At 58.7% G+C, this 12,080-nt stretch carries 13 protein-coding genes and 4 tRNA genes; 13 read left to right on the top strand and 4 right to left on the bottom strand.

The window, feature by feature from the left end; translation table 11 throughout:
- Positions 1-24 precede the first annotated feature (24 nt).
- From pheT to AXK12_RS00220, 4 genes are all read right to left on the bottom strand, one after another.
- Positions 25-2,517, bottom strand: a complete 2,493-nt coding sequence (gene pheT / locus AXK12_RS00235) for a phenylalanine--tRNA ligase subunit beta (protein ID WP_068710774.1) — start codon at positions 2,515-2,517, stop codon at positions 25-27.
- Positions 2,518-2,572: 55 nt separating this feature from the next.
- Positions 2,573-3,625: a phenylalanine--tRNA ligase subunit alpha gene (pheS, locus tag AXK12_RS00230; protein ID WP_068710773.1), complete on the bottom strand. Its 1,053-nt coding sequence runs from the start codon at positions 3,623-3,625 to the stop codon at positions 2,573-2,575.
- A 169-nt stretch (positions 3,626-3,794) separates the two neighbouring features.
- Entirely contained in the window at positions 3,795-4,184 is a 390-nt protein-coding gene (gene rplT / locus AXK12_RS00225; RefSeq protein ID WP_068710772.1) for a 50S ribosomal protein L20, read from the bottom strand.
- Positions 4,185-4,289: 105 nt separating this feature from the next.
- Entirely contained in the window at positions 4,290-4,424 is a 135-nt protein-coding gene (locus tag AXK12_RS00220; RefSeq protein ID WP_231863458.1) for a hypothetical protein, read from the bottom strand.
- A gap of 196 nt (positions 4,425-4,620) precedes the next feature.
- Between AXK12_RS00220 and AXK12_RS00215 the strand changes: the two genes are divergently transcribed.
- The 13 genes from AXK12_RS00215 to AXK12_RS00155 all read left to right on the top strand — a co-directional run.
- Positions 4,621-4,695 (top strand) — tRNA-Lys (locus tag AXK12_RS00215).
- A gap of 110 nt (positions 4,696-4,805) precedes the next feature.
- Positions 4,806-4,880: transfer RNA gene (locus AXK12_RS00210), tRNA-Thr, on the top strand.
- A 66-nt stretch (positions 4,881-4,946) separates the two neighbouring features.
- Positions 4,947-5,020 (top strand) — tRNA-Gln (locus tag AXK12_RS00205).
- Between the two features lie 418 nt (positions 5,021-5,438).
- On the top strand, positions 5,439-6,107 hold the full coding sequence (locus tag AXK12_RS00200; protein WP_068710770.1) for a MotA/TolQ/ExbB proton channel family protein: 669 nt from the start codon (positions 5,439-5,441) through the stop codon (positions 6,105-6,107).
- 42 nt (positions 6,108-6,149) lie between these two features.
- Entirely contained in the window at positions 6,150-6,572 is a 423-nt protein-coding gene (locus AXK12_RS00195) for an ExbD/TolR family protein (protein WP_068710769.1), read from the top strand.
- An 85-nt stretch (positions 6,573-6,657) separates the two neighbouring features.
- Positions 6,658-7,098, top strand: coding sequence for an ExbD/TolR family protein (locus AXK12_RS00190; RefSeq protein WP_068710768.1), 441 nt, complete (start codon positions 6,658-6,660; stop codon positions 7,096-7,098).
- A gap of 23 nt (positions 7,099-7,121) precedes the next feature.
- Complete coding sequence (locus AXK12_RS00185; RefSeq protein ID WP_068710767.1) at positions 7,122-7,778, top strand: energy transducer TonB; 657 nt, start codon at positions 7,122-7,124, stop codon at positions 7,776-7,778.
- A gap of 36 nt (positions 7,779-7,814) precedes the next feature.
- The gene (locus tag AXK12_RS00180) at positions 7,815-9,194 is read left to right on the top strand and encodes a tetratricopeptide repeat protein (protein ID WP_156468735.1); all 1,380 of its coding nucleotides are present in this window, start codon (positions 7,815-7,817) and stop codon (positions 9,192-9,194) included.
- A gap of 39 nt (positions 9,195-9,233) precedes the next feature.
- Positions 9,234-9,779, top strand: a complete 546-nt coding sequence (locus AXK12_RS00175) for a hypothetical protein (protein ID WP_068710765.1) — start codon at positions 9,234-9,236, stop codon at positions 9,777-9,779.
- A 57-nt stretch (positions 9,780-9,836) separates the two neighbouring features.
- Positions 9,837-10,385 (top strand): hypothetical protein, encoded by a 549-nt coding sequence (locus tag AXK12_RS00170; protein ID WP_068710764.1) that lies wholly within the window; start codon positions 9,837-9,839, stop codon positions 10,383-10,385.
- Between the two features lie 195 nt (positions 10,386-10,580).
- A tRNA-Pro gene (locus AXK12_RS00165) sits at positions 10,581-10,657 on the top strand.
- A gap of 796 nt (positions 10,658-11,453) precedes the next feature.
- Positions 11,454-11,636, top strand: coding sequence for a cyclophilin-like fold protein (locus AXK12_RS08665; RefSeq protein ID WP_156468734.1), 183 nt, complete (start codon positions 11,454-11,456; stop codon positions 11,634-11,636).
- Positions 11,637-11,715: 79 nt separating this feature from the next.
- Positions 11,716-12,080 (top strand): hypothetical protein (locus AXK12_RS00155; protein WP_156468733.1); only part of this gene is annotated, 365 nt, incomplete at its 3' end.

Here is a 12,080-nt window from a genome sequence, read left to right as displayed (position 1 = left end):
TGAGCGGAGGGCGGTTTTACGACGTTACTTGCGCAGCGCGTATCCAGTCGATGCGAGTAACTCGTCTTGGATTTTTTGGAAGGCCGCGTTCACCTCGTCATCGGTAAGCGTCCGATCCTCGGCGCGAAAAACGAGGCTGAAGGCCAAACTCTTCTGCGCGTCTCCGAGGCTCTCGCCGCGATACACGTCGAAGAGTGCGACCGACTCGACCGCAAAGGCATTACCCACGACGGCACGCGCGGTTTTTTGCAGTTGCTTGCGCAAGTCCTCGGCAGGCAGTGCGGCGGGGACGACAAGCGCGAGGTCACGCAGCGTCGCCGGATACAAGCTAAAGGGCGCGAAGCGGCGGCGCGTCTGCGCATCGGCGAGTTTTTCAGGCAAAATCGAAAACGTACCTGCATATACTTTGCCCTCAATCCCGAGCGACTTCACAAGCGCGAGGTCGAGCAGCCCGAAACGCGCTTTCCAGCCGAGCTTTTCGAGGTCGCCCGCGCGGGCCGCGTGCCCGTCTTGCCAGCCAAGAAAATCGCCGGAGGTGGGCTCTACTGGCTGCCGCGCAAAATCGATTCCAGCCGCATTCGCCAGCGCCGCGACGAGGTGCTTGGCCGTGTAAAAGTCGGCAGCCTCGCGTTTCAGCCAGTGGCGCGTCGTCGTGTCCTCCGCGATGAGGAAGCCGACCGACGCGCACTCGTGCGTTTGGCCGTTACTCTCGATAAACACGCGACCGACTTCGCAAAGCCGTTGCACGGGCGTTCCGCGCGATTGATTCAGGTGCAGGGCTTCGAGCAGACCGAGCAGCAGCGTCGGGCGCAGATGCGATTGGTCAGCGACAAAAGGATTCGCCAGCGCAAGCTCGGCCGCAGCGGTCTGCGAAACCCAAGTGCTCAGTTCCTCGCCCGAACGCAGCGTGTAGCTGGCGCACTCATTAAAGTCGTGCCCAACGAGAAAGTCAGTCACGCGGCGATTAAAACGCACGGTCGGGTCGTCTTCGGCGAGGAGGCCGGGGCTCGTGAGCGGCGTTGCGGGGATTTTATCTGTGCCGTAAACGCGCAAAACCTCCTCCACCAAATCAATCGGGCGGTCGAGGTCTTGCCGCCAACTCGGGATGGCAAGCGTCCACGCGGGGCCGCGCGCCTCCGTGGGCTCCTCGCGCGTGATGCGCAGTTCGAGCGACTCAAAGGCCGCGCGCATCGCCTCGGCGGGAATGTCGAAGCCGAGTTTTTCGCAAATATAGTCGTGCGTTACGACGACCTCGCGTTGCCAAGGCACCTCGCCGCCAACCTGGAAAACCGGGCCGACTACTTCGCCGCCCGCCGTCTCAAGGATGAGGCCGATCGCACGACGCGCCGCCTCAAGTGCCATGTGCGGATCGACACCGCGCTCGTAGCGATAGGACGAGTCGGAGGACAGCCCAAGCCGCTTCGAGGTGCGGCGAATCGTCTGCCGCTTAAAAATCGCGCACTCGAGGACGAGGTCGCTCGTCGCATCGCTCACACCAGAGGCTTCGCCACCCATAATTCCGGCAACGGCAAGCGGCGTCTCCGCACCGGCGATAACGAGCGTGGGCGGCTCCAGTGCGCGCGCCTTGCCATCGAGCGTGGTGAGCGTCTCGCCCGCCTGCGCGTGCCGGATGTGCAAGCGCTGGCCACCAGGGCTAACGCGCGCGTCGCCGCCGAGTCGCGCCGCGTCAAAGGCGTGGAGTGGCTGGCCGTATTCGAGGAGCACGTAGTTCGTGACATCGACGATGTTGTTAATTGGGCGCAGCCCGACAGCGCTAAGCCGCGCTTGGAGCCAATCAGGGCTCGGCCCGACTTTTACGCCACTGATGATGTGCGCGCTGTAAAGCGGACACTCGACCGGTGTATCGACTTGCACGGCAGCGAGCAGGTCGCGCCGCTCTGGCGCGTCTTCGGCGAGGCCACGGAAACGCGATTGCGGGTAAACAAGCGGGAGCTTGAACCACGCGGCCAACTCACGCGCGAGCCCAAGATGCGATTGGCAATCGGGCCGATTGGGCGTGATTTCGACGTCGAAGACGACGTCGCCCGCCGGCAGCACGTCGTTCGCCGCTGTGCCGAGCGCAGGCTCACCGGAGAGCAGGAGAATGCCTTCAGAGTCGGTCCCGATGCCCAGTTCGTCCGTTGAGCAGAGCATCCCGTCGGAGACTTGGCCGCGAATTTTTGAGGACTTGATTTTGAAATCGCCGGGGAGAACGGCCCCCGGGAGCGCCGCAAGCACGTGCCTGCCCGCATCGCAATTGGGCGCACCGCAAACGATGGTGCGCACACCGCCGTGCGCCTCCCCGACGTCAACCGTGCAGACGGAGAGCTTGTCCGCGTTGGGGTGTTTCTCGCGGGTGAGGATTTTGCCGACGACTACGTTTTCGAGCGCGGGCGCACCGCTGTGGAGGACGGCCTCGACCTCGAAGCCGAGGAAGGTGATTGCACGGCTGATTTCCTCTGGCGAGGCGTCGAGCGCGGGCAGGTAGTCTTTTATCCAGTTGAGCGAAATTTTCATTGGGAGCAGACGTATCAGAAATGGGACGACAGCAGGCCGGTTTCCGTTTTTCGGCTTAAGCAAACTGCCTCAGAAAGCGTAGGTCGTTTTGGTAAAAATAGCGGATGTCATCGATACCGTAGAGGAGCATGGCAAGTCGCTCGATTCCCATGCCGAAGGCGTAACCGCTCCACACTTCCGGGTCGTAGCCCACATCGGCAAACACCGCTGGATCGACCATCCCACAGCCGCCGATCTCTATCCACTCCTTGTTGACCTTGGGCAAGTGGCGTGCGCTCAAATCCACCTCAAAACTCGGCTCGGTGTAGGAGAAATAATGCGGGCGAAAGCGAGTCTTCGTGTCTTTGCCGAGGAGCGACTCGAAGAGGTAGTCGAGCAGGGCTTTGAGGTCGGCGATCGTGACGTTCTTATCCACGTAAAGGCACTCTAGTTGCTGGAAGTTGGCCGAGTGAGTCGCATCCGTCGTGTCGCGCCGATAGACGCGGCCTGGCGAAACGATGCGAATCGGCGGCTGGCCTTTGAGCATCGTGCGGATTTGCACCGAGGACGTGTGCGTGCGCAGCAGATAGTGCTCGTGCTCGGTTTTCTTGGGCACGTTGGCGAAGCGCACCGAGCTGGGCAGGTAAAAGGTGTCTTGCGTGTCGCGCGCGGGATGGTCGGCAGGCGTGTTGAGCGCGTCGAAACAGTAATACTCCGTCTCGACTTCCGGCCCGTCGGCGACGGTGAAGCCGACTTTGCGCAAGATACGGCTCAGCTCTTCACGGACGGCGGAGAGCGGATGATAAGAGCCCGGGCCGATATCGGGCGCGGGCAAGGTCGGGTCGATGGGCGGCCCAAGGCTTGCGCGGAGCTCGCCGGCCTCGATGCGGGCGAGCGCGGCATCAAGAAGTTGCTGCACGTCGAGCTTGGTCTGGTTGATGAGTTTGCCGAGCGCGGGCCGCTCCTCCTTCGGCACGCTGCCCATCTTTTTCATTTGGGCGGTAAGCTGACCGTTCGGGCCGACGTAGCGGGCCTTGGCCGCTTCAAACTCGGCACGGCTAGGCAAAGGCACATCGGCGGCAAATTCCGCGCGAGCCGAAGTGAGGATGGCATCCAAAGTGTGTTGCATAGGGGAAAAGAGAAAGGAGTTCAGCCGCGGGAACGGCACTCATCTAGCGGAAAAGCGCGGTTTGGCACAGGCGGCAATTCGCAAAAACAAAAGAGGACGGTGCCCCACGGTCGAGGCCCGTCCTCCGAAATTTTCCGCGCGTGGCCGCGCTGGGAGAGAGGGAAGCGGCTTAGGCTTTCGCGGCAGCAGTGCTTGCAGCTTTGGCCTTTAGCGCGTCTTGAGCCTGCTTGACGAGCTGCGCGAAGGCGGCGGCATCCTCAATCGCGAGGTTAGAAAGCACGCGGCGGTCGAGCTCGATTTGCGCAGCCTTTAGCCCCTCCATGAAGCGGCTGTAGCTAATACCCGCCTCGCGGCAGGCCGCGTTGAGCCGGACAATCCAGAGCGCACGCATGTCGCTCTTCTTCTTGCGGCGGGCGATGTAGGCATGCTGCCACGCATGCTTGACGGCATCGTTCGCGTAGCGAAACAGCCGGGACTTATTGCCGAAATAGCCCTTGGCGTATTTCAGGACTTTTTTGCGCCGCTTGCGCGACGCGGGGGAGTTAGTTGCACGAGCCATGTTAGGTTTCCTTTTAGGTTAATCGCTGGCGGGTCGGCTTTGAGGGAATCACCCGCCGAGCGAGGTTCTTGTTTTTCGCTTCGTATCTAATTGCTAACGAACAGCTTAAAGGCCATGAGGCAGGCAGCGCTTCAGCGGCACAGCGTGCCCGACAGCGAGAGCCTTGGCTTGGCCCAGACGGCGCTTCTGCTTCGAGGTTTTTGTCGAAGCGAGGTGACGCGTGCCTGGCGAACGGTGCATCAACTTCCCGGTGGCGGAAAGTTTGAAGCGTTTGGCAACGGACTTTTTGGTCTTTTGCATGAGAAAAGCCGCGCACCACACAGCCCCCTCCCCTCCCTGTAAAGGCAATTTACCACGATGAGACTTTTATTTTGTAGAATGAACGCTGTTGACATCCCGTGGCCGAATCCACGTCTTCTGCGGCCTTCGTTTTGTCGGCTTCCTAGCTCAATGGTAGAGCAGTTGACTCTTAATCAATTGGTTCGGGGTTCGAGTCCCCGGGGAGCCACCAAAGCAAAGCGCAGATTGCGGAACTTTCCATTTTCCCCTTGAGAAAATCGGCCGTAAGCATGCTCCTTCACATCTCCCCCCTTCTTTCGCGCACTTTTTTCTGACTTTAGTGCCGGCGTAGCTCAACGGTAGAGCACCTGTTTTGTAAACAGGCGGTTGCGGGTTCGATTCCCATCGCCGGCTCCATTTTGGCCTCCCAGATAAAACCCACACTGGGTATGGCCCACACCCCGCCTCAGCGCGATAGCCCACTGCCTGGTGGTGTAATGGTAGCACAGCAGATTCTGACTCTGCTTGTCTAGGTTCGAATCCTAGCCGGGCAGCCAAGTGCCATAAGATTGAGATTGGTTCTGAAAGAAGGAAATCCCCTCAACCCAACCTAAGTACCCCTTTCGAGTAGGCTTGTATCGAGCCCCAGTGACAAAGACTACGCAAAGCTTGGGAGTTGACATGCCGTGAGCGTGTCCTCCAACTCCCCGCGCCCCGTTATTCAGTGCTTTTTTCAGGGTGCCTTTGCAGGCCCGTCCCTCCCCTCTACTAGCCCCCACTATTAGTTTTGCTCACAAAATAAATGAGTCTAACCATTGAACGCTTTCCGTTTTCCCGTGTCAGAGCCCCCGTCCCTTTAGGGAGCGGCTAAGTCCTCTAAGCCTGAGCCCCCTGCACTCTTTAACCCACACCACTGCTAACTTCATCACACTCTCCTCCTTCCCCTAATCTCTCAACCCGAATACAGTAAAACTTATGATTACCCAACTACTGCCAATGGCCTTCCTCATGAACCTCACTCTCATGGAGTTGTTCATTCACGGAGGCCCGATCATGTGGCCGATTCTGCTGACCTCTTTCATCGCTATCACGGTCATCGTCGAGCGCATCATCTTCATCATTCGTGAAAACAGTAGCCGGGACGAAGAGGCGGTTGAGGCCATTTTAGATAAGGCAGAGAAAAACGACATCGAAGGGGCAATCGCTATCGGCAAGAAGAGCGGTGACTATGTGGCCCGCGTGTTAGTTTACGCACTCGAACACCGCAAGTCCTCCTTCGCAAACGCCCTCGTCCGCGCCTCGAACCGCGAACTCGCCCGCTTCCAGCAAGGACTCCCCACCCTCGACACGGTTATTCCCATCGTCCAGCTCATGGGCTTGCTCGGCACTGTTACGGGTATGATGCGCGTGTTCGGTGCTCTCGGCGAAGGCGATATCGCCGCAAACGCTGGCCAAATCACCGGTGGTGTGGGTGAAGCCCTCATTGCGGTCGCGACCGGTCTCGCTATCGCCATCACCGCGATGCTGCCCTTTAACTACCTGAACACTCGCGCTGAACAGGCTAAGCACGACCTCGCCGATGCGTCCAATGCCTTGGAGATCATCCTCCACAAGCACGAAGCCGCCACCGCAGCAGCCCGCTAACCGCTGGGCTGCTCACGAAAACCCTCTGAACAACACGCTCCGATGACCGGTGGCACACAAGGTGGCGGCCCTAAGAAGGCACGTATTGAGATCATCCCTCTCATTGACGTGATCTTCTTCCTGCTCGCCACCTTCATCCTCTTCACGCTCTCACTGAATACACCAGGCGGCTTGCGCGTCGCGCTGCCTAGGTCAGAAACCGGTGAGCCCCGTGATCCCTCTAACTCGGTCACAATCACCGTGACTGACGAAGGCACTCTCGCTTGGGACAAAGACCCGGTGACGCTCGACGAGTTTCTCGTTCGTCTGCAGACCTACGTCGCCTCCGAAGCCAGCCCGAAGGTACTCATTAACGGCGACGAAAATGCCTTCTTCAGCCAAGCCATCTACGTCTTCGACGAAGTCCGCAAAGCGGGGGTCCAGAAGGTCCTTATCGAAACCCGCCTCGCAAAGGCCGAGGGCTGATCGCCTACTGGGCGTGCTTCCAGCACCGCCCGTAACCTTCTCTGGCTCCCCAAGTCCCACCTTACCCACGAACTCTTCCTAGAACATGACCGGAAACGACTCATCCGGCGGCCCCAAGAAAGCACGTATTGAGATTATCCCTCTCATTGACGTGATCTTCTTCCTGCTCGCCACCTTCATCCTCTTCACGCTCTCGCTGGAGAAAATCCAATCGCTGCCTGTTGAGCTGCCCAAGGCCGCTCCCCCTTCTGCGGCGACCAGTCAAGAAGATGAGACCGTAACCTTGCAGGTATCCGAGTTTGGAAACTGCTACTGGACACACCGAAAAACGACTGAACTCATTGACGTAAGCGATGTCCGCCCTAGGTTGCAAAACTACAAGGCCAACACCGCTGATCCTCGGGTACTCATCACTACCGACGACCGCGCTAAGTTCTCTCTCGCCATCCGTGTTTTAGACGAAGTCCGTCTCGCCGATATCGACAAAGTCTCAGTCGAGACCCGTGTTCGCACTACAGGCCGCTAACCCCCCAGAAAGACCCTCTCCCTATGCGCCGCGACCTCGTTCTTGGCATCATCGCCTCCCTCCTTATCCATGTCGGCCTCTGGGCAACCTCCTTTTGGCCCGACGAACCGCCGCCTCCCCCGGCCATTGAAGCCCCGCCAACTATTGAGTTGATGGAAATGCCGGAGCTCGACCTTGAGCCCGAAGAGGAGGAAATCCTCGAATCTGACGAGGCCGCAGAGGTCGCCGAGTTTGCGCCCCCGATGCAGACCGACGTCCCACAGCTCGTCTCCGTGGATTCGTTCGTACAACCTGTACAACCGCCTCCTCCACAGAGCCTCAAGCCATCGGCAGGCGCGATTAATATTCCGACCGTTCGCCAAACTGGCCTCGGCAAGGGCGTCGAAATCTTCGACATTCGTAACCTCGACCAACAGCCCCAACCCCGCTTCCGCGTCCAGCCCCAGTATCCCTTCGAGATGCGCCGCGCCGGTGTCGAAGGCGAGGTCCTCGTCGAGTTCATCGTCGATAGCAGCGGAGAGGTACGTAACCCTTTCATTGTTCGCTCCAGTCAGCGCGACTTTGAGCAATCTGCGATCCAAGCGGTCAGTAAGTGGAAGTTCCGCCCCGGCCGCAAAGGCGGGCGTAACGTGAATACCCGCGTACAGCAATTGCTGTCCTTCACGCTCCAACAGGACTAATCGCCAACGCAAATAGCCTCTTTCCTTCCTTTTGACATGCTTTTCCCCCACCTGAAAACAATCTCTCGAGTAGCAGCGGGTACATGGCTGGTTCTCGCTCTCGCGAGCAGCATACCTCAGTCGCTGCATGCCCAGCAAGCCTCTGTAAACCAACCTTCAGAGCGCACGGCAAATGAGTTGGTCAAAATCCAGCCGCTCATTGATGGCCAAGACTGGAACGGCGTGGTCGAGCTCATGCAGAGCATCCTTCGCTACGCCGCGCCCAACAGCTTCGATCAGGCACTCGCCAACGACATCCTCTCCAAGGCGTACCTTCAGCTTGGCGATTATGCCGCCAGCCTCCCACCGCTGGAAGCGGCCTACAACTCCGCCGTCGCCAATGGATTTTTCGAGGAGAGAAGCCAACTAGAGCGCCTTTACCTCCTTGCTCAAATTTATTACCAAGAGGCCTCCACGGTTAAAGTGCCCGCCGCCCAAGCCCAGCTCTTTAGCAAGGCACTAGGTTACATTGAGAAGTGGATAAACTCCCAAGAATCCCCCAGTGCCGATGGACGGATGTTCTACATCTCGCTCCTCTATAATCAGGCAGTACTCGATCCACAAAAAATCGATATGGGCTTCCTCAAAAAAGCCCAGCAACAATGCCAAGAAGCCCTCCAAGCTGAGCTCGCGCCAAAGGAAGGCCTCTACCTCATCCTCCTCGCCACCCTTCAACAGGAAGGCGACCTCGCGCGCACGACTGACCTCCTAGAGCTCCTCGCAAAGCAATACCCTGCCAAGCAGACCTACTGGCAGCAGCTTTTTGCAACTTACTCCAATCTCTCAGCCGAGGCCAAACGCCCCGAAGAAGCCGAGTCGTACAACCTACGCGCCATAGTGACCCTAGAGCGCGCGCAAGCCCTCGGCTTCATGAATACCCCCAAGGACAACTACAACCTGGTTGGTATCTACTTTAACATCGGCCAATTTGGAAAGGCGACCGAGCTCCTACATGCTGGGCTCCGCAGTGGCGCCATTGACGCAGACATTAAGAAATGGGAACTCCTCGCCTACTCCTTCATTCAGGTAAACCGCGAGCTCACCGCCATCGAGGTGCTCAAGGAGGCCATTCAGCAATTCCCGGAATCCGGCCAGCTCGATAACCAAGTTGCCCAAATCTACTATTCGCTTAACCAAAGCGAAGAGTCCTACCGCTACCTCAACAGCGCACTCGCGAAAGGCGGGCTCGATAACGTCGGAGCGGTCCATTACTTCAAAGCGTACATCTGCTTCGAACTCCAAAAGCTCGATGAAGCACTCGTTGCCATTAATCTCGCAGCAGAACTCCAACGCACGGAAAACGCCCAACTCCCCGGCCTTCGCCAAGCGATTCAAGACGCCATCGCCAACCGCGAAGCCGCCACCAAAGCCCTCTAATCTCTCTGTATTTCGTAGCCCTCTAGCCCCTTAAAACTTATGAAGAAAGTCCACGTCCTCTTCCCCCTCATCGCCATGATTCTGTTTGGCGGCTACTGGTGGAACTACAACAAACAGTACGAAGCCGAGCAAGAGGCCAAAAAGGAGCGGGACCGCCAAGCCCTCGTCGCTAAACGAGAAAAAGAAGCCCAAGACCGAGAACTCGCCATTAAGCTGGCCATCGAAAAACAAGCCGAACAGCGCCGTGAGCGCGAAATTCGCGAGGCCAAACGTCAAAAGGAGCGCGAAGACCGCCAAACCGCGCGTGAAGCCCGTGAGCGCGCCGACCGCGAGCGTCAAAAACTCCGCCGCCAAGCCGAACTTCTAGACCAAGATATTGTGAAGGAAACGGAGGCCGTTGCTAAGCTCGAAGAGCGCAAACAATACCTCCTCGCGGAAGAAGGCTTCCTTCAAGAGTATGTCCGCAAAGCCGAGTCCAACGAAGGCGGTATCACCGAAGTTATTCAACGCATCGCCGCAGCTGAGGCCGCCCGCGCTGCCGCTGCCGCCGAGGCCGCCCAAGCAAGCAGCCGCCGCAACTCATAAGCTCAGCCCGCCTCCCCCGCCCACCCTTTCGTCCTTTCATTACTCCACGTTACTCTCATGAAAAAATGGCTCTATTTAATCGTTCCCACCGTCATGTTGGTGGTCTTCACGTTCTTCTACCTCTCCCAGTCGAAGGAGTTGGAGCAGCAAGAAATCGCCCGTAAGGAGCGTGTGGAGCGCGAGCGCAAAGAAGAAGAAGCCAAGCGCGCGGTGATCGAAGAGAAAGCTCGGCAAGACGCCGCTGCTCGCGCGGCCGAGCGCGAAGCCGAAGCCGCTCAAAAAGAAGCAGACCGCATCGCCAAATGGGAAGCCGAAGGCCGTGACATCCAAGACGCGACCGACGCCTTTAATGCAGAAGCCGATCGTATCTCCAAAGATATCTCAGCAAAAGAGATTCAACTCGACACCCTCCGTAAGCAAAAAGAGCAGCTAAACACCGACGTCCTCAACGCGGCCAAACGCGTCGAGTTGGCCCAAATCGCTAAGCGCAATGCAGAGCTCGAAATCCAGCGTAAGGCTGAGCTCATGCTCCGTCGTGTCGAGTCGAGCGCCGTCGCCCAAATGCCCGCTGCTCAGCAGGCGGGTAGCGGTACTCGGCGTCGTTGATCTCCCCACCCCGCTTACTCCAAATCGCTAGGCACAGCCGCCTCTTTCTCAGCCCGACTCAAAACGAGTCGGGCTTTTTTGTTTCGTCCCGAACCGGTTTTCCTTCCCCTTTTCTTTCGATTGTCTCCCAGTTTTGAGTTGCGGCGTCTTCTACGACTCTCCTTCCTGTCCCCTCCTCGTGAGAGGATCGCCATTCGGGGTGTAGCTTAGCCTGGTAGAGCGCTACGTTCGGGACGTAGAGGCCGGGAGTTCGAATCTCCCCACCCCGACCATGGCCGAGGGATAGAGGGAGCGGCAGAGGGAAAAGTGTCGGAAAAAGTGGATTGTGATGGTGGTTTGGGGCCTGATTTAGCACGGGAGCGGGTACAAAACTGTTACAAACATGGTATAAGATCAGTTGCAGAGCAAAGGTCGTGAGCGTGTGAGTGGGCGTGGTGCTGCACGGCGGTATTACTGACGCATCGGGACATTAATATGCTGCTAGCGCACTATCGGGGTCGTGGGGTATCTCGTGCGGTGGTGCGTGCCTATTTTTGCATCACCCCAAAGACCGTAGAGCTGGGCTGGGAGCGATTTTGTCGGTTGTTTGGTGTGGCGTCGGCAGAGCTGGGGGATACTAACGCCCCCACAACAACAACAAGATAGGAGCTGTAGCTATGAGTACTCAACAAGCGTCGGATAGTGTGGGTGGGGCCGTATCATCGGCGGCAAATGCGGCGATTGCTGCACTGGTGGCGTCTATGCGAGAGGAGGAGGGGCGTTTGCACGGGGAGATTGCGCGGCTGCAGTTGGAGCTGCGGGCGGTCGAAAAAGCGCGTGTGGGGTTGATGCGTGGTTGCGGTGGGGCAGCAGTGGGGCGTTTGCGAGCGCCTAGGGGGTATTTACCGCGCCGCATTTTGGCGGTGGTGGGCAAGGCGTCTGAGGCGCTACCCCGTGCGGAGATTATCGAGGGTTTGCGAGCGGAGGGTTATGAGTACACGCTAGCGCCGGAGGCGATAACTCGGGAGCTGGTGGCGTTAACCCGAGCTGGTAAGCTTAAGCGTATAGGGAGCGACAACGCGGCGCGTTATGAGGCGGTGTCGCGTGTGGGACTTATCAGGTCTTGCGCGCAAACCTAATAAAAACGACGCCCCTGCTGGCAGCGACCCGGAGCTGGGCTCTGTCGCCTACTACGCGCCTTGGGGAAACCTCTCCCTCTTTTACAAAGATTTCGGCTACTCGCGCGGGTTGATCCTCCTCGGCTCAATCTAGGCTTTGGAATGACTACAGGGCGTCGCAAACGTACGACGAAACGCGCGAGGCTTTCACGGGTGAGGGCTTGCAGCGGCGTATGCTGGAGGCGGGTATCGGCGGGCTATTGGGCGGCGTAGGTGGTGGTGTGTTCGGTGTGGCGGGGGCAGTGGATGCGCGGGCACGTGCTCGGGTGTTAGCTAGGCAGATGCTCGAAGCGCAGCCGAAGCAGTCGGGCGCGTCTATGCAGGCTGTGGCGGTCAATCCTGAGACCGGCGAGCGGCAGATCTACATTACCGACACGGACGGGGGCTTGCTCACTCCCCTCGCCTACGAGCAACTGCGCAAGTACAACACGGACGAGGACTTGATCAAACTCTCCGCGTCGCCTGAGCAGGGCGAGCAGTTGATCGCGGCGGCTAATGGAGACGCAGCGGCGCAAGCGGCGTATAACAAGGCGGTGCG

It is taken from the genome of Cephaloticoccus capnophilus (genome assembly GCF_001580045.1).
GTDB classification, from domain to species: Bacteria; Verrucomicrobiota; Verrucomicrobiia; order Opitutales; family Opitutaceae; genus Cephaloticoccus; species Cephaloticoccus capnophilus.
This window is presented reverse-complemented; position numbering and strand designations above follow the sequence as displayed.